Raw genomic sequence first — 18,432 nt, 5'->3', positions numbered from 1 at the left:
AACAATTTTTTACAGCAATATTTTATAACAAGTATGGAGTGAAGAGTGATGAAAACGACTTCAACCAAGTATCCCTTGCGAATATTAACAGCGACCTGTCTGTTTGATGGTCACGACGCTGCAATTAATATTGTACGGCGGTTATTACAAGCGCGGGGAGTTGAAGTCATCCACTTAGGTATTAATCGTTCAGTTAATGATGTGGTGACGGCTGCATTGCAAGAAGACGTTGACGCGATTGCGATGAGCTCTTATCAGGGCGGGCATAATGCCTATTTTGGTTACTTATTATCTAGTCTCGCTGATGTTGGCGCTCAACCTGCGGTGTTTGTTGGTGGTGGTGCAACGATAACATCTGACGAAGCTCGAACGTTGGAAGAACAAGGCGTTTCCCGTGTATATACCAGTGCCGATGTGCTGAGTTTAGATGAGATGATCAGTGATTTACTCGGGCGTTTAATGGCGATTAAGCCAAAAGGTAACGCGAAGTTTAAGGTTAAAAAACCGGGCGTATCCCCGGTAACTGATTTGTATTTTGGACAATTAATTACGGCGATTGAGCAAAACCGGTTAGCTAATAACGGCACTAGTACAAGAGTCAGTAAAGATAAAGTGTCATCGGTATTGTCTTCTAGATCGCCAGCCAAAAAATCGTTGGTGATGGGGATCACAGGGACGGGAGGTGCGGGTAAAAGTACATTTAGTGATGAATTATTACGGGCGTTATTACAGCTTTATCCGGATATCAAGGTTGCGTATTTAGCCGTCGATCCCAGTTGGCAAAAAACTGGCGGCGCCTTGCTCGGTGATCGTATTCGTATTAATAGCTTGCCGCACGAACGATTATTCATGCGCTCTATTGCCACACGACAGGCCAATGTGTCAGTCAGTCTAGCATTACAAACCTGCGTGCCGATGTTAATTAACCACGGCTTTGACCTGGTATTAATTGAAACCGCGGGTATCGGTCAAAGTGATAGTGCCATTGTTGATATGGTTGATTTCAGCCTTTATTTAATGACCAAGGATTATGGTGCCAGTAGCCAATTAGAAAAAATAGAGATGTTACAATATGCCGATGCTGTGGTGCTCAATAAAGCGGATCAACAAGGTAGTGAAGATGCCTTTAATGATGTGCAGCAGCAATGGCGTTTTAACCAGCACGAAAGTAATATTGCGAGTGATGAACTTCCCATCTTTGCTATGGTAGCGAGCCATTATAACGATCATGGTTTTGGTCGTTTTATTGCATTTTTGATGACCAAGTTACCTTTTACGGCACAGACCGATGTAAAAAATGCTTACCAACAAACATTAACGACATACCCGCGTTATGATTGGACCCTAACGACGAGTCAGTTGCAGTTACAAAACTCGGACTATTTAACCGCTATTTACAATCATTATGTCGATATAACAGCGCAGAATAGCCAGCAAATAGAGCAAGTTAGAACGCTACATACTTGCTATCAGATGTTAAGCGACTTAGGTGATCCTTGTTTACCGGCGAAACTCGCTCGTTATCCTCAAGCGGATGTAGATAATGAGTCTGATACGGATAGTTTCTTAGTCACCGATGCCTCACTGAAAGCGTTATTACCCCCGTTAAGATCACGTTATAACAAGCTTTTGGCCCAGATTTCTGTCCCACTTAGGCAAGCTTTACTTGCTTGGTTTAGAGACGATGACGAATTAGCACTTAAACGAATTGAAGAGGGCGTTGATACCATTGCTTGCCATCAATCATATGGTGAGCATCGCGATCATTTTGTCAGTTTAAGTGGTACCGTGATCCCCCACGTGGCAAAACCAAACGAGAGGCATTGGGATAACATTACCGCTTTTCTACTGAATGAAAATCTCCCTGGGCAGTATCCTTATACCGCGGGCGTTTTTCCCACCAGACACAATGATGAAGACCCGACACGGATGTTTGCCGGAGAAGGTTTGCCAGAAGACACCAATAAACGCTTTCATTATTTAATTAAAGGTCAAAAGTCGATTCGATTGTCTACGGCATTTGACCCAAATACCTTGTATGGACACGATCCCGCTATCAGTCCTGATGTATTTGCCTGCATTGGTATGTCAGGCGTATCGATCGCCACATTGGATAATATGAAAGTGTTGTATTCCGGCATTGACCTGTGTGATTCAGGCTCGTCGGTTTCGATGACGATTAACGGACCTGCACCAATCCTCATGGCGTGGTTTTTACATACCGCTATTGACCAGCAAGTTGAGTTGTATTTAACGCAAGCGAATCTATGGCGAAAAGCCAACAAACTCATTAACGTGTATTTGTCGTCTTGTGGCAGTAATCGTAATAGAGCTAACGAACGGCCAGTTTATCGTGGCAATTTACCGCAAGGCCATGATGGTTTAGGACTTAAGTTACTCGGTATCTCAGGGCAGATGTTAATGATTGATTTACTGGGCTTAGAGGATGAATACACTGCGTTGAAAACCGCGACTTACGATAAGGTCAGAGGGACGTTACAGGCTGATATTTTAAAAGAAGAAATTGCTCAGAATGAATGTATCTTCTCATTAGACTTTGCCCTTAAATTAATGGCCGACATGCAAGGCTATTTTAGTCGCAACGGGATAGCGAAATTTTACCCTGTGTCAGTGAGTGGTTATCATATTGGGGAGGCCGGGGCGAATCCAATCACTCAATTAGCCTTTACACTCGCGAATGGTTTTACCTTATTAGAATATTATTTGGCGCAGGGTCTGGATATAAACGATGTGGCACCACGGCTGAGTTTCTTTTTTAGCAATGGGATGGACCCCGAGTATGCCGTGATTGGGCGGGTTGCACGACGAATCTGGGCGCGAACATTAAAGTCGGTATATAACGCTAATGAACGTAGCCAAAAATTAAAATATCACATCCAAACATCAGGACGTAGCCTGCAATCACAAGAGATTGATTTAAACGATATTAGAACCAGTTTACAGGCCTTCTATGCGCTTTGTGATAACTGTAACAGTCTGCATACCAATGCGTATGATGAAACCATTACTACGCCAACGGAAAACTCGGTCTATCGTGCACTCTCGATTCAATCCATTATTAATCGTGAGTTTGGACTGAATAAAAATCAAAACCCGTTGCAAGGGAGTTATGTGATTGGGCTATTGACTAACCTGGTTGAAGAAGCCGTATATGGCGAGTTTAATCGTTTAGCCCGTCGTGGTGGGGTACTTGGTGCAATTGAAACCGGTTATCAACGTACGCAGATCCAGCAGCAAAGCATGTATTACGAGAAATTAAAAGGCAGCGCAAAACTCGATATGGTAGGGGTTAATTGTATGTCTAGGGATGAGGGGTTCCATGATTCGATACCATCGAGCAATAAACAATTGGTACGCTGCAGTGATAATAAAAAGCAGCAACAGATAGACGGTGTTTTACAATTTAAGCAGCAACATCAACAGCAGGGTGAGTTGTCATTGGCAGCAATGAAAACGGCATTATTATCTAATCATGGCTGTGAAAGTAATAGTTTTGCTGCGCTCATGTCTGCAGCGCCATTTGCAAGTCTATCCCAACTGACGGATGTGTTGTATGTAGTCGGTGGTAAATATCGCCGTAATATGTAGCTGTTGATTAATTAAGCTTAGCGTGGGTATATATTGTCTAGTTAATTTGATTGATTATGTGATCGGTTTCAAATGAAAGCTTGCGCAATGGTTTATTTATGTTACATTGGTCACATCTTCTGAACAAGAAGATAGAAAAATGCTCAAAGGATGAGTCCGTTAAACCGCCTCCAAGGAACCGAGATGAACTGAGCCACGTGGTTCGATTTTTGATTAATGATTTAGAAGGTGACCCCTATGAAAAATTCAGTACCTGCAACACCTGTTTTTGGTGATTTATATAATTTAAAATTCACTTACCCAAGACATTTAGGTTACTAATTTCTAGGAATTCAGAATTTGATGCCATCTATTTATAGGTGGCATTTTAGTTTCTGGCATATAGAAAATAGCCACAATTCACAATTCACAATTCACAATTCACAGACTAAAGCCTAAAACCCAGAAGCAGTGGTTGCTATAAATACTCTGAGATATCGACGTCATCAATTTGTTCCGGTTTTAGGTATTTATGTGCATATTCAAGATAAATACCAGAGCTTAAAAACAGTTTAAATAGCTCGTTATCTATATGCTTATCTTTACTCATAAAGCTTAATATTTTAATACTTTGGCTCAGCGACTTAGCTGTTTTATAAGGCCTATCACTCGCAGTTAGCGCTTCAAATACATCTGCAATAGCTAATATACGTGCTTCAAGGGATATGTCTCCTTCCTGAAGACCACGCGGATAACCTCGACCACTTAGTTGTTCGTGATGACCACCTGCAATCTCGGGTACACGGCTTAGATGTGGCGGTAATGGCAGTTGTTCCAACATGGTAATTGTTTGAATCACATGATGATTAATGATATAGCGTTCTTCTGTGTTGATTGTGCCACGTTGAATCATCAGGTTATGCCGTTCACCAAGATTGTTGCGGTGCAGCGGGCGTTTCATGTTAAAGCGTAAATGTGCCTCTAATTCTAATGAGTTATCAATGTGTGAGATCATGTGTTCGGCGCGATCTGACAACACGGGTTCCATTACCGGCAGTGTGATAGGGCCTGTTCTGTCTTTTTGTGCAAGTTCAGCAGGTGAAAGTCCGAGTTCATCATCGAGAAAACGCAACCAAGTTTGTTGTGATATCGCTTCTATGCGGGCCTTCATATCATCATCAATAAAATTTTCGCCCAGATTACAGTTAGCAATAAATGCAAAGTCAGCTTCGATTTGGTGTATGTTGTCAGCCAGTATTTGGTTGGTTTGTTTCGCACATTCACCCTGTGTAATAGCGGTCAGTGCTTGAATCTGCGCATCTCGAATAAGTACTTCAAATCGCATCCTTACTTCATTAATTCGATTGTAAATTGTCTCTAGCTTGGTCGCTTTATCAATGACATATTCAGGTGTCGTCACTTTTCCGCAGTCGTGTAACCAAGCCGCGATATTGAGCTGTTCCCAGCCCTCTGCATCCAGGTTGAACTTACAAAATTGTTTTTGTGTTGACTGACAAGCAGCATTGGCCAACATACTTGCTAGCTCGGGAACGCGTTGACAGTGAGCACCTGTATAGGGTGATTTTGTATCAATCGCACCGGCAATCAGTTTGATAAATGAGTTAAGAAACTTTTTCTGTTTAGCAATTGAATCTTGTCCTTCAAAAGACAGTGAGACAAAGTCCGATAATGCTTTTGAGACACCCATGACATGCGTCAATTCTTCACCAACAAGACATTCACTGTAACTAAAACCAAGCAGACCAAGAATATTACCACTGCGATCAACTAACGGGATAGTCAACGTATAAACATTGCTATTTTCGGAGTGTATGCCTGCTTTAACTAACGCTGTTTTTAACATTGGGTGGATAAGATTAAATTGAATATCTTTGACATTGACATTGTTTCTTAATTTTTCATACGGCCATTGTGTCGAGAGACTAGGGCACTGTGTGACATCCGCATTTATGTTGTCATCTTGAGTATGCAAAATAAAGGGTTCTAATATGCTGTCATCTTCTTCAGATTTTAAATATACAAAAGCACTATCAGCTTCAAGCATCACACTGGCTTTAGAACAGGTTTTCTCTAATAAACTATGAATATCTTGTTCGTTAGAGAGCATGGTGAGTAAGCGTAAGAAATCATCCAGTGTTTTCCGCATTTTCGCCGTTGATTGCTGTAGTTCTGCGATCTCTTTAATATGAGACAGTGTTGTTTCGCTTTCTGATACGTCTAACGCCGTCACTTGTTTAATTTGTTCAGAGAGGGTACGTAAAGGTCGAGTTAATACACGGGCGAATAACCAGCTTAATGGAATGAATAAAACCCCGACTGAAACTAACATCAGCATGGTATCTCGGAGCATTTTTTTTGATGGACCTAAAATGCTATCTTTAGGCACTGCAATGAGAAGGCGTGCGTTGTTATTCTGCATGAATGTTATGTTGTGGCTTTGAGCTAACCATTCTTCACCTTTTAAATTAAAGGAAAAAAGATTATTTCTATTGAGGTTATCACGGACAATTGTCTTAAACTTTTCTTTTTTTAGCAGGTTGCCCATCGCATTATCAACTGATACATCGTTGAAATTAGAGAAGCGGCTATCATTATCGTGATAAACGACGAACTGGCCTTTGTCACCAAATAGCACTCGAATAGCATCATTACTTAAATCGGAAGCTTTTAGACTATCGACTATGGCTCGAATATTAAGGTCGGTTGCGATGACAACATCAGAAAACCGGTGTTTTTGTACCAACGTCAATGAGTCTTCATTTGTTCTTAAATCTTTATATATAGGTGTTGGCACTAGGTTAGGGCTCTGCATACCAATTTTATACCAAGTACGTTCGAAGACATTCAACAAATCATTTTTAGTTACTGTCGTATCAATGACGTCAAAATTGTTGCTGAGGTAGACCCGGGTAAGTTCATTTGAATTAGCTTGTTTGTATGTAAGCGTTTCGATGACAAACTTGGCGTTTTCAGGTGCGTCATAATAGTATTGTTTAGTTTTAGAGCTTAGTTTATGTGCGCCCAGCAGATCACCATTCGGGAAACCCATATAAATCGAATTGGTTAATGTATCTTTCGCGAGGTATCGAGTTAGATCAGTTGCTTTGATTAAACTGACATCGGAGGCTTGTTTATGGTTCCAATCAGAGCTGGTACTAAGGTAACCAAAAAGTTGTGTTATGGGTCTGTATTTATCACTCACTGAAGTATAAATATCGTCAACATAACGTTGAAACTGTTGTGAAACTGCATCATGAGCCATCTCTGACATGCGATTATAACTGATTGAAATTAATATACTAATCGTAATAAACAGAAATGCTGAAAATGCAATTGCAGTATAGTTAGTCAGTGATATTTTAATCTTTTGCAAGTCTAGCTCCCGTGAGTCTACATACTAATGTATTACCAATAACAGGGTAGCATAAAATTATGACACTATTGAATAGCATATTAACTCTAAGTGAGTATTTAATGTGTTCGCGGATGTTTTATCTGAGTCAATCTCTGATATAGCATCTTCAAGTAGTTTGGGTATACTATAAAATCTAATAAATGGGTAAAGATCAGGAATTGATCGTTTAGTCTTCAAACAGAGGAGTGTTGTTTTGACTCAGTTTCGTCCTTGTATTGATTTACACCAGGGTAAAGTAAAACAAATTGTTGGCGGTAGTTTGAATGACCAAGGTGCCGCGACTAATTTTATTAGCCAATATGATGCTGCATATTATGCCAATATTTATCGTCAACATGATTTACGTGGCGGTCATGTGATTGCATTAGGCCCAGATAACGAAGCCGAAGTATTAAAAGCTTTACAAGCATGGCCGCATGGTTTGCAGTTTGGTGGAGGTGTTAATTTAACCAATGCCGCTAAGTATATAGAGGCCGGTGCATCTCATGTCATTGTGACGTCATATTTGTTTGATGGTAATGAATTTAGTTGGGATAAGTTAGCGCAATTGAAAGGTGAAGTCGGTAAAGAACATTTGATTTTGGATCTGAGTTGCAGGAAAACAGCACAAGGTTGGAATATAGCGACAAATCGTTGGCAAACAGTAACAAGTACTGTGATTAATGCTGAGACATTACAACAACTGTCTGAACATTGTGCCGAGTTTTTGATTCATGCTGCGGATGTAGAAGGTTTACAAAATGGTATTGATCAAAAACTTGTTAGCTTATTGGGTCAACATACTAAAATTCCTGTCACTTATGCTGGTGGTGCTCGTAGCATCGAGGACTTGGCTCTAGTGGAACGTTTATCCAATGGTCACGTTGATTTAACTATTGGCAGTGCGCTGGATATATTTGGTGGTTCCGGTATAACTTTACAGCAATGCATTGATTGGAATCAGGGACATTAATACTTATTAATATAACGGGCACCATACGACATTGTGCAGATATTGCCCGCTATCTATTTTCAAAAGTAATAATAAAATTAGATGCGCTTAAATCTGTGATGAAAATCAAGATTAAATATTATTCTCCATTTCTATTATAAAAACATCTTTAAAATACTAGGTCGTTCCACTAAAATATCAACTCTGTTTTGTTTTGTGGTTTATTATGAGTGGTATTAAAGTTTCAATAGATCGTATCCAAGTGGGGAATTACGTAAAATTACCCTTGGGTTGGTGTGATCATCCTTTCATGTTCAATAATTTCAAAATAGACTCTCAAGAACAACTTTTGCTTATTCGTAAACTTGGTGTTTCACACGTTACTGTCTATCCACAACGAAGTGACAATGGCTTGTTGCCACCTCAAAAGCCTGGTACTGAATCACCAGAACCTGCTTCGAATATCGATCTTGAACAAATTAGATGTGAGTTATGGGAGCGTAAACAGCAAGGAATTGAAAAATTAAAAAGTCATCGTCGACGAATTACCAAAACTGAAAAAAACTTTAAGTCGGCGATGATTCAAGTCCGTTCTGTGATGAGCAAACTATCTAGTCGACCATTAAATGCCATTGATGAGGCCGAACAACTTATTGGTAATATGGTTGATTCGTTGTTAAAAGAAGAACACATTGTTTTGCATTTGATGAGTGAAACCAAAGAAAATGAAAATATTTACTATCATTCATTGAATGTCTCTGTGCTCGCTATGTTGCTGGCTAGAATGAAAAGTTTAGATGCGAGTGTAATCAAAAGCATCGGTATGGGCGCGCTGTTTCATGATATGGGCAAGCTGAAAATACCGCCACAAATATTACGAAAAACGACTGCGCTTACTAATGCAGAACAGAACTTTCTAAATTTACACCCTAAATATGGACTGGATATCGTTAATTTAGTTGATACTTTTCCGGAGTCGGCAAAAGCTATTATTGCTCAACATCATGAATTATTAGATGGCAGCGGTTACCCTAAGGGTTTAGAAGGTGATGACATTGACTTATTTGCTCAACTTGTCAGTGTTGTTAATACATACGATACACTTTGTCATCCAATGGATATAAGTAAAGCAAGAGTCCCTTCTAATGCGTTATCTTGGCTATATAAGAATAGTGCAAATAAGTACAACCAAAGTGATTTGAAGTTATTAGTGAAAGTAGTGGGGGTTTATCCTCCGGGTAGTGTCGTGCGATTATCGAATGATCAAATCGGGATGGTACTGTCAGTGAATACGAATAGATTATTATACCCTAATATTCTTATTTATGATGCTGAAGTACCTCGTGCAGAAGCGCCTATTATTGATCTGGAACAACTTGAATTAACAATTACGGGTGTGATTAAACCCGACAAGTTACCGGAACGTATTTATGAATATCTAAACCCGAGAAGTCGAATTAGTTATTACTTTGAAAGTACAAAGGACAATGGTTAATTATGACATATACAATTAGACTTATTGCTCTATAATTGCGGCTTACTTAATATCAAAGGTTTATTATTGTGAATACGTTACAGCGTGGTTTTACTCTTATCGAGTTAGTTATTGTGATCATTGTACTCGGGGTATTATCCGCCACAGCATTACCGCGTTTTTTGAACTTAGCTGATGATGCTGATATTGCTGTTGTCGAAGGTACCGGTGGTGCTTTACAAAGTGCGGTCAATTTAGCTCACAGTAAATGGGTGATCATGGGTTCTGCCACTGACATTGCCTCAAATGATAATGTTCAATTGTATGGAACGGGCGCTGAAGGGCAAATTGACTTTAATTCCGCTGGCTGGCCAGCACAGAGTTTTGCTGGTAATGATCAAATAATTACCACCGATAACAGGGACGATTGTATTTCTCTCTGGAATACGATTCTGAATACAGGTGGTAATAAAATTGATAAAGCAACCGGTTACAATGATGATTTTACAGTTGTTTATGGCTACTTTAATCAACCAGCTGAACCTGAAGGGGTTTGCTTGTACAAAAGAACAAGTAATTTAGATTTGTATATTCGTTATGATAGTAATAACGGTAGCGTGACGACACATTTTAAAGAACAATAACGATTCTCTGCGACAGAGTATCGTTATTCCGGCACTTTTTAACTGATTATTCTGACTGATTTAAACGCCAATCATATTCATAATCGATATCGCCAGGATTATTCTGAAATGACTGTAAAGCTTGCTTTAAGTTAGGTTTTGCATAACGCTTTAAATGTTCAATTAATGCTTGGTCATTATCACCAAAATCCTCTGAATACCATTTGTAGATACTCGATATTTCCAAGTCATCCCCTTTAACAGTAACGCCTCGTGGATTATTTATATAGGCATAAGCACTCGCAGTTAATAGCTGTTCCATGTTATTCGCGGTAAATGCAGTTGCAGCCAAATTCGGGCAACCATAGCTAGCGCAGTTCACTGCATAATGGATACGTGGGTCTAGCCAAATAGGGCGCAGTATTTCATGTTCAATGTCGTTTAAGCTCAGGGTTTTGTCGTTGACCGTGACTGCATCATCATCCCAAGGACCGAAAGAAAAGAAGCGCTTACCTAATTTGGTAATAGATTTTACCGGGTAGTTGTCCAATATCAGCTGTATTGTCAGCGCGTTATACAAATTAATCCAATAAGCTTGTTGTTGTGATTTAGTATGCTGTAATGGATTAACCTGTTGAATTTGGGTTAGGTATTGTTTGAGGATTGCTTTATCTACATTGGTGACACCGCTGTAATTAAACAAGTTAATGGCAACATTATTTTCTCCCATGATTAAATAACGATTTAAAATATATTGCCACTGGCTGTGGTCAATATCTGCTGCCATTGATTCATTGCTCTTGTTCCAATATGACGTTGTTGCGGCAATAACACTATTTGAATACAGTCCACTAAACAATCCTATGAGTAATAACCACAGAGTAATCGTTGATTTACTTATTAATGATTTTTGATTGTCGTTCACATCTATCCCTGCCTGTATTGAAGTTGTTGAACTTATTGTACAACATTGGTCATCGTTTATAGTATTAATCATAGCTCATGGCGATCACTTATTATGGTTTATATGATACTTAGTGGTTTGGCTGTTTAAGTTGAGTAATCTAGTATAAATAGCTGCCAGAGCTGCTTATTTCTGTATTATCGTATACATATTAAGAGTTATAGGATATATTTTTGAGCCCGGATTTTATTCATATCGATTTTATTACTGTTTGGAGTATGAGTGTCTTATAAGAATGTTTGTGTATCCTTGTTATGCTCCGCATTGCTGATGACAAGTCCGCTTAGTGCTGAAGAGGTTGCCGAAGAGATGGCAACAGAAATCACAAAAGATAGTGCGACTAACAGACCTACATTTGATACCGAAGTTGCAGGTGTGCCGTTTATTATTTCAACCGAAACACTCGGTACTGCTTTCGGTGTGTCAGGGATTATAAAGCATGCGGGGCAGCCACAAGCATCAATTTTTGGTTTGGGTTTATACAGTGAGAATGACAGTAACATTGGTTTTATTGCATTCAATAATTACGCACTACCGGGCTTAACACAATGGTTATTTTCGATTGAATATTATCGTGGTTATTTTAGTAATGGTATCTATTATGTACCCGCGGCAAGAGTGCTAGGTGCACCTCGATCTACCAACGAAATTATTGCTGAGGGTACTGACTCGTCGCTACGTATTAAGGCTAAATATGTATTGCCCTGGGGCTTGGGTGCCAATGGTGCCGCTCGTAGTCTAATGCAACAACGTGGTGAGATAGCATTTAATCCACTCGAATCTGGCGTTACCAGCGTTAGTGTTACCCCGTTTCAGCAAAAGCGTGATGTGACTGGTTATGTTAATTTACCCGATGTTGCACAAGGGTTAGAACTACAACTGAATTGGGATAACCGAGACAGTATTGGTGATACAGAGGCGGGCAGTCAAACTCGATTTACGGTGCGTCGCGATTTCGGTAACGATGAACGTAATAGCTGGACGACTTGGGAACTTGAGCAAAGTGTGTTTGTGCCTTTGGATGCAAATAGCTTGTTCAAAGAACAAGTCTTAGCATTTAACTATTACCTTGCCGATACGCCAACATGGGATAGTGGTACCGGCGTTACTGATAAACATCGTTCGCCCTCTTTTGCTGGTATTAAATTGGGTGGTTTTAATCGTTTACGAGGTTATTCATCAGGCCAGTTTTACAGCCGAAGCGCAGTCGCTTATAGTGCCGAATACCGCGTAAAACCACATTGGCAACCGTTACATAATTTATCGTTTTACGATTTCCCGTGGTGGCAATGGTCAGCCTTTGTCGAAACTGGACAGGTTGCTGATAGTTTTGATTTATCGGCGCTGCATGATGACTTGAAATGGACTGCGGGCTTAGGCTTACGTTTTAATGTTGAAGGTGTGCTGGTGCGTATCGATTATGCGAAAAGTGAACATGATGCACAAATGTGGTTTATGATTAATCAGCCATTCTAGCAGCAAAGAAACGATAGAAAAGACATCGATAAGAAACAGACAAGCCGTAATTGAGACCCCTTTAAAGGGTTGCAATTACGGCTTTTTAGTATTTGAAATTAAAGCTGAAATACAGTGAAAATCAATTGTTACTTCTTGAACATTGATTTTAAATCAGCGAAAGGATTGTAAGTCGCCGAGTCTTGATTGTTATCACCCGCTTCAATTTCTGTCGCGTACTGATCGTGCTCAGTGTATTTTGAATGCTCGTTGTCATGACAATATAAGCAGAGTAATTCCCAGTTACTACCGTCATTCGGGTTGTTACTGTGGTCATGGTCCATGTGGTGAACCGTTAACTCTCTTAAGTTAGAATAAACAAACTCGCGTGTGCAACGGCCACATATCCATGGGAATAACTTAAGTGCTTTCTCGCGATAACCTTGCTCCATACGCTTATACGTTGCGCTAGAACCTAAAGTATCTGATGACATAACTGTGCATCCATAATAATAAAAAGGGTATTGTAAAAGTATATCCAACACTGATCAACTGCTTATTTAAGCCAGTTATGGGTATCAGAACAAATGTGGATGAGGTAAAATGTGCGCTATTCAATTTACCAGTATTTTAGCTACCTATGTCAGTCTCAAAAATAGATTCAACCGCACTTAAATACCTGTCAGCCTATTCAGATCAAGTTAAAAGCCAGGTCAAATTGATGTTAGAGCAGGATAAGCTTAGTCAATTCTTATTAACTAAATACCCAACAACGCATGTAATTACCAATGATAAGAAATTGCGTGAATATGTTATGGATTTAAAGAACAATTATTTAAAGAAGTCATCGCCGATCAGCAAGATCATTTATGATCCTAAAATTCATGTGGTGAATAACGCACTGGGTTTGCATACCTTTGTATCACGCGTGCAGGGCAATAAATTAAAGAGTAAAAACGAGATCCGCATCAGTGAGATGTTTAGACGTTGTCCAGAAGCATTTTTACAAATGATAACGGTACACGAGTTAAGTCATGTTCGCGAAAAAAATCACGATAAAGCCTTCTATAAACTTTGCGAACATATGTTGCCTGATTACCATCAGCTAGAATTTGATATGCGTTTGTATTTAACCCAAGTCGAATTTCGCGGTGAGATCTATTAATTAGTTCGAGACAGCTACTTCATCGTTACCTTGCCACCTACCATTTTATAAGCTGGCGTGCCTCTGATTAGCATGTCTCTTGCAAAGATTTGTCCACACTTAGGGCAAGTACAGGGCGTTTCGCAGTAGTCTGTGACGATACGCTCTTTAAAACATTTCACTAGGCTGCCTTTACCGCCTTTACGGTACTTAAACAGCAGTGTTTTACATTTACTGCATGAGATCTCAACTGTTTGAGTGGGACCTTTTTTGTTTGGTTTAGCCATTTAAATCTTTCTTATGAGAAGTAGTATCAGAAATAATGTTGTAGTTTACACGCATCTCATCCTTGATTTCACTATGTTTGTAGTTCAGGATAGGAAATTATACTCGTAAAGGTCAGCACTTCAATGTCGGCGTCGAACAACACCAATACAAAAACAACAAAATCATCGAATAAACTCAGAACCTGGAGCTTAAGCCTGCTAATTCTGATGCTATTAAGTGTCGCTGTCACCTTGGTATATCGTGAACGTATTATCGTCGGTGTTACTAATCATTTCGCCGCCCCTTACGGTGTAAAAGTTACGACGTTAAATGGACTCGCGGTTCAATTTGACTTACAGCAACCTTTATTTATCGAGACGGTTACTCTTGCGCAGCTTGAGTTGCATGTTGATTATTTACAGTTTGAAAAAACTACGCAAGGTCAAACCAATCAAGCGGCACCGCAATCTGGCATTACGCCGCTTACTTTGCCAGAGTTACCTAATTGGATACCCGATCTTCATATTGCCAACATAACAGTGCAGGGCAGTCATTTACCTAAGTTTAATTTAAAGCAACTTCACTTCAAGACCAACGTTTTTCAAGTAATAGACCTAAAGGCTTTGGACTTGAATTCTATTGCCATCAAAGACATCGACTTTAAATATATGGCGGATGTTCCTGAGTTTGGGTTTTCAGTGTGGCAGGCAGGACGAAACCTGTTAGAAGCTAAGTTAAACTATATTGTCGATAATAATGTTGATGGCAACAATATCGATATCGATATCGATAGTGATCGTGATAGTGCGGATAACCAAGCGTTAATTAAAGTGCAATTAACCACAGATTTAACCAACATTAGCACCATTGTGAACAAGCTGTTGCCCGATCTGAGCACCACTATAGTAGGTACTGCAACGCTTGAAACAAGGTTCGATCCACTGTTGATAGATAATGTGGCCGTCAAATTGTCATTTAGTAATCTTGGAATGAGTCATAACCAGCAAGTCATGATTGCCAATGCAGATGTTACTGTCGATACCGCACTCGTGCTTGAGGGTATTAATTGGTTACCTGAGCATGTTAATTTAAACATCGCGCATATAGACCCAATCAATCTCACCGCAGATACATGTGCGTCTTATACTCAGCTATTCAATATAGACAAAACGGCTTGTCAATCGTTTAACAAAGAAGCGTCACCAACATTAGCACCTATCGTTATTACACCTGAGTTACCTTTATCTTTACAGCTTTCAATACAGGAACGTGATATTCAACGCTGGCGAGTACAAGCAACGCAACTCGGTATTAAAGTGCAAATGCTGGATAAAACAGCTAAAAATAGTGTAGCTGTAAAGGTGCATAAATTACAGTTAACTCCGCAATCTTGGCAGAGTGATTGGTCGTTCGCGGTGATCACCAACAGTCATTATGTCAGTGATATTCATGTACCAGTACAGCTAAATTCGCAAGGACATATCGACGTCAATCCGACCGAGTCAGCAATGAATATTAAAGTCACCGTTAATGAAGCCGCATTAACGGCGCTGAAATTTAATTACATGGATATATCCAGCGAGAATATTAAGATTGCTTTACTCGCACCGATGACAGTGAATATCGACAAGGGCGAGGTACAAGCGTTTGACTTTGCTTTATCGACAGCGTTGTTCAACAACAGCTATCAACGCGACTATAAGATAGAAAGATTAACGGCGCAGCATCAGGGGCATTTTAGTGCTAAAGCTATAAATATAAGTTCTGATTGGCAGTTGGATGATGTGGTATTAAAAACTGAAAATACCATGGCGCTAGCAAACCTAAATTCGAGGGACTTGTCTTCAAATAAAATGTCGTCAAATCAAAAGACGCCAAATAAAGTGACTGTAAATAAGCTGTTTGGTTATGTACTCTTTCCAAAACAAAGCATCCCGTCTTTAATCATGGATAAATACCCTTTACCAGTCGGACTAAACTTGCCTGCACGAGTGACAAGCAGACTTGATTACCAAATAATGTTAAATGAGCCACAAAGGTATCTAACGGCAAGTATGTCGGGTGGACTCACCGCCGATCACAGTACTTTTAATGAGATCACAGCCTCTGATATAAATGCTAAATGGACGTGTAGAATTGTTGCAGATAAACCTGATTTAGCCTCGTCGTTAAATGCGAAATGTAATATTAATAGTGACATTTCATCCGTTGACATGGGACCTGTCGCCACTGACATTAATTTCTCTGGTTTAGTCTCATTTGCGGATGAAAAGCTACAATTGGCGGTTGATAATGCATCTGCAAAGGCTTTCTCTGGCACTATTTCGGTATTGCCGTTGTTAATTACCGATTTTGATCATATTGTTGGGCTGTTACAGGTTCGCAATCTATCTTTACCTGAGGTACTTGAATTGTATAACGTTCCTGGTGTGAAAGTGACTGGCTTATTAAAAGCTGATTTACCTTTTATTGTGCAGGGTGCTGCGATATCAATAACCGATGGGTCAATAGAGCAGCAAGGTGTTGGTGGGGTGATCCAAATAAAGGATAATGTCACGATAGATCAGTTAAAATTAACTCAGCCACAATTACGTTATGCTTTAGAACTGTTAGAAAACTTACATTATGATTCGTTACACAGTTATGTTGATTATAAGCCCAGCGGAGACACCAAATTAACGATTAATATCAAAGGGCATAACCCGAGTGTGGAGCGGCCAATTGAATTTAATTATTCCCATGAAGAAAATGTATTGCAGCTATTTCGTAGTTTAAGAATTAATGATGCGTTGTATGATACGCTTGATAAAATGAATAACCCATAAGGATATAATATGAAAGCACTGTTATTTAGTGCAAGTTTACTTGTACTTATCGCAGGTTGTACGCCAACAATACAGCTTGCTGTTCCCGATAAACCGATTGTGATTAATTTAAATGTAAAGATTGATCACGAGATTAAAGTGAAAATAGATAAAGAGCTAGATGATGTATTTAGCGATGATGAGTTATTCTAGTGAAATGGAGATTACAATGAGAAGAATTTTTTCAGCCTTGATTATTTTAATCGCGATGTCATTTTCGGTACAGGCGATGAACCTACAAGAAGCTAAACAAGCAGGATTAGTCGGTGAGCAAGTCAATGGTTATCTTGGCGCAGTAAAGCCAAGTAACGAAGTGAATACGTTAGTAGAAACGGTTAATAATAAGCGTAAAGCTAAATATCAAGAACTTGCTACAAAGCATAATATTACGGTGAAATCTGTTGCTGTACGCGCGGCTAAAAAAGCCATGTCGATGACAGCAAAAGGTCAGTTTATTGAATATTCACCAGGACGGTGGAAGAAGAAATAGCTATAATATACATTCATAAAAACAATAGCATTTAAAAAGCATAAGCCCTGCGGTGATGTATTAATTACATGACCGTGGGGCTTTTATGTTTATACAAAATGTTTTAACCCTACATGTGAATATCCTACTTAACCATATTGCCATACTCAGCCCCTTGTTACTTCAAATAAACTTCAATATACTCATGTAGATATGAGGTAAATTCAATAAAGGAAGTTGTCATGATGGTAAACATCGAAAGTACTGACAAGGAAAGTCAATTACAATCAAGTAAGATAGAATTCTATGTTGTCTCTCAAAAGAAACTGTTAATTTTATTTATTAGTTCATTTGGTTTATACGCTGTTTATTGGTTTTATAAACATTGGAGCGAATACAAAAAAAGCACAAATAAAGATGTATGGCCGGTGATGAGAGGCATATTTTCTATTTTCTTTGTTCATGAGTTGTTGTCATTATTTGAACAGAAATATGAAGATAAAACGGGTGCAGCACCTAAAAGTATTCGTTATCTAGCAACCCTGTATGTGGTATTTTCTGTCGGTTGTCAAATTGTTGGCAACCTGTCTGAATATGGGTATGCACCTCAACTCACATTTATTTTAAGCTTATTGGTCCTGCCTGTGTCAGGTTGGGTTTTGTATAACGCACAATCGTTAGCCAATTATGCTGGTGAGGATGTACAGGGTGAGGCGAATAGTAAATTAACCGGGTTGAATTATCTGTGGTTATTGCTTGCCGCTGCGTTTTGGTCTTTTCTTGTTTTTGGACTGTTTTCGTATGTTCAACTGCAAAAATCTAAAGAAGAAGTGCGAACATCCTATGCTCAATATTTCACCGAGACCGATGAGCGCATAAAGATGACTCACTTTAATATTAATGAAAACGCGGTGGATATTGTGTTAGAGCTAAAGGGTATGGGCAATAAGTTAAGCTTGTATGATATGGAAAAATTACAAGCTAACTCGGAGATGTTCATACGCGATAAGGTCTGTGGAGCAGCAACGCTTGTTGAGTTTATTGATGACGGTAATTATGTGACAGTCGATATCCTCAATGGAGACAGTGAAAGCTTAGAAAATATCATTAATTTAAGTTTTTCTCGAGGTGGGTGTGAATAAGTGACCATTGATATCACTGGGGAGTAATAAATAAAATTTGCGTAAAGAGCTATTATTAATATTGTGATAATGGCT

General features: G+C 39.3%; 14 protein-coding genes. 10 read left to right on the top strand and 4 right to left on the bottom strand.

All coding sequences use genetic code 11. The features are described from left to right. Positions 1 to 48: 48 nt before the first annotated feature. On the top strand, positions 49 to 3,609 hold the full coding sequence (locus tag HRT96_RS09055; protein ID WP_293155446.1) for a methylmalonyl-CoA mutase family protein: 3,561 nt from the start codon (positions 49 to 51) through the stop codon (positions 3,607 to 3,609). 457 nt (positions 3,610 to 4,066) lie between these two features. Here HRT96_RS09055 and HRT96_RS09050 read toward each other — a convergent pair whose 3' ends face one another. Beyond that, positions 4,067 to 6,982, bottom strand: coding sequence for an HD domain-containing phosphohydrolase (locus HRT96_RS09050; protein WP_293155226.1), 2,916 nt, complete (start codon positions 6,980 to 6,982; stop codon positions 4,067 to 4,069). 235 nt (positions 6,983 to 7,217) lie between these two features. Between HRT96_RS09050 and hisA the strand changes: the two genes are divergently transcribed. The 3 genes from hisA to HRT96_RS09035 all read left to right on the top strand — a co-directional run bounded on the left by hisA (position 7,218) and on the right by HRT96_RS09035 (position 10,073). Beyond that, positions 7,218 to 7,976 (top strand): phosphoribosylformimino-5-aminoimidazole carboxamide ribotide isomerase, encoded by a 759-nt coding sequence (gene hisA / locus HRT96_RS09045; RefSeq protein WP_293155223.1) that lies wholly within the window; start codon positions 7,218 to 7,220, stop codon positions 7,974 to 7,976. Positions 7,977 to 8,181: 205 nt separating this feature from the next. Beyond that, entirely contained in the window at positions 8,182 to 9,450 is a 1,269-nt protein-coding gene (locus HRT96_RS09040; protein WP_293155220.1) for an HD-GYP domain-containing protein, read from the top strand. Positions 9,451 to 9,518: 68 nt separating this feature from the next. Further along, on the top strand, positions 9,519 to 10,073 hold the full coding sequence (locus HRT96_RS09035; RefSeq protein WP_293155217.1) for a type II secretion system protein: 555 nt from the start codon (positions 9,519 to 9,521) through the stop codon (positions 10,071 to 10,073). Positions 10,074 to 10,119: 46 nt separating this feature from the next. On the opposite strand, the gene HRT96_RS09030 is transcribed toward HRT96_RS09035, so the two are convergent. Further along, entirely contained in the window at positions 10,120 to 10,977 is an 858-nt protein-coding gene (locus tag HRT96_RS09030) for a DUF547 domain-containing protein (RefSeq protein ID WP_293155214.1), read from the bottom strand. A gap of 261 nt (positions 10,978 to 11,238) precedes the next feature. On the opposite strand from HRT96_RS09030, the gene HRT96_RS09025 reads away from it, so the two are divergent. Next, positions 11,239 to 12,492 (top strand): BamA/TamA family outer membrane protein, encoded by a 1,254-nt coding sequence (locus HRT96_RS09025; RefSeq protein WP_293155211.1) that lies wholly within the window; start codon positions 11,239 to 11,241, stop codon positions 12,490 to 12,492. 128 nt (positions 12,493 to 12,620) lie between these two features. Here the strand turns inward: HRT96_RS09025 and HRT96_RS09020 are convergent, their stop codons facing one another. Then, complete coding sequence (locus tag HRT96_RS09020; protein ID WP_293155208.1) at positions 12,621 to 12,965, bottom strand: YajD family HNH nuclease; 345 nt, start codon at positions 12,963 to 12,965, stop codon at positions 12,621 to 12,623. Positions 12,966 to 13,111: 146 nt separating this feature from the next. Here HRT96_RS09020 and HRT96_RS09015 point away from each other — a divergent pair, with 146 nt between their 5' ends. Beyond that, positions 13,112 to 13,636 (top strand): YgjP-like metallopeptidase domain-containing protein, encoded by a 525-nt coding sequence (locus tag HRT96_RS09015; RefSeq protein ID WP_006034458.1) that lies wholly within the window; start codon positions 13,112 to 13,114, stop codon positions 13,634 to 13,636. A gap of 14 nt (positions 13,637 to 13,650) precedes the next feature. On the opposite strand, the gene HRT96_RS09010 is transcribed toward HRT96_RS09015, so the two are convergent. Then, positions 13,651 to 13,902: a hypothetical protein gene (locus HRT96_RS09010; protein WP_006034457.1), complete on the bottom strand. Its 252-nt coding sequence runs from the start codon at positions 13,900 to 13,902 to the stop codon at positions 13,651 to 13,653. Between the two features lie 123 nt (positions 13,903 to 14,025). Here HRT96_RS09010 and HRT96_RS09005 point away from each other — a divergent pair, with 123 nt between their 5' ends. From HRT96_RS09005 to HRT96_RS08990, 4 genes are all read left to right on the top strand, one after another. Further along, positions 14,026 to 16,707: a YdbH domain-containing protein gene (locus HRT96_RS09005; RefSeq protein WP_293155203.1), complete on the top strand. Its 2,682-nt coding sequence runs from the start codon at positions 14,026 to 14,028 to the stop codon at positions 16,705 to 16,707. Positions 16,708 to 16,716: 9 nt separating this feature from the next. Continuing rightward, positions 16,717 to 16,899 (top strand): YnbE family lipoprotein, encoded by a 183-nt coding sequence (locus HRT96_RS09000; RefSeq protein ID WP_112712419.1) that lies wholly within the window; start codon positions 16,717 to 16,719, stop codon positions 16,897 to 16,899. Positions 16,900 to 16,915: 16 nt separating this feature from the next. Beyond that, entirely contained in the window at positions 16,916 to 17,236 is a 321-nt protein-coding gene (locus HRT96_RS08995) for a YdbL family protein (protein ID WP_293155200.1), read from the top strand. Positions 17,237 to 17,457: 221 nt separating this feature from the next. Next, positions 17,458 to 18,357, top strand: a complete 900-nt coding sequence (locus tag HRT96_RS08990; RefSeq protein ID WP_293155197.1) for a hypothetical protein — start codon at positions 17,458 to 17,460, stop codon at positions 18,355 to 18,357. Positions 18,358 to 18,432 lie beyond the last annotated feature (75 nt).

The organism is Moritella sp. (assembly GCF_013215705.1).
Lineage (GTDB): Bacteria > Pseudomonadota > Gammaproteobacteria > Enterobacterales > Moritellaceae > Moritella.
The sequence above is the reverse complement of the archived record's forward strand: the minus strand, read 5'-3'. Positions and strand labels throughout refer to the sequence as shown.

Bases quoted from the DNA above. Each gene is read 5' to 3' on its own strand.
- HRT96_RS09055 (WP_293155446.1), top strand. From the start codon at position 49: ATGAAAACGACTTCAACCAAGTATCCCTTGCGAATATTAACAGCGACC.
- HRT96_RS09040 (WP_293155220.1), top strand. From the start codon at position 8,182: ATGAGTGGTATTAAAGTTTCAATAGATCGTATCCAAGTGGGGAATTAC.
- HRT96_RS09020 (WP_293155208.1), bottom strand. From the start codon at position 12,965: ATGTCATCAGATACTTTAGGTTCTAGCGCAACGTATAAGCGTATGGAG.
- HRT96_RS09015 (WP_006034458.1), top strand. From the start codon at position 13,112: ATGTCAGTCTCAAAAATAGATTCAACCGCACTTAAATACCTGTCAGCC.
- HRT96_RS09010 (WP_006034457.1), bottom strand. From the start codon at position 13,902: ATGGCTAAACCAAACAAAAAAGGTCCCACTCAAACAGTTGAGATCTCA.
- HRT96_RS09005 (WP_293155203.1), top strand. From the start codon at position 14,026: ATGTCGGCGTCGAACAACACCAATACAAAAACAACAAAATCATCGAAT.
- HRT96_RS09000 (WP_112712419.1), top strand. From the start codon at position 16,717: ATGAAAGCACTGTTATTTAGTGCAAGTTTACTTGTACTTATCGCAGGT.
- HRT96_RS08995 (WP_293155200.1), top strand. From the start codon at position 16,916: ATGAGAAGAATTTTTTCAGCCTTGATTATTTTAATCGCGATGTCATTT.
- HRT96_RS08990 (WP_293155197.1), top strand. From the start codon at position 17,458: ATGATGGTAAACATCGAAAGTACTGACAAGGAAAGTCAATTACAATCA.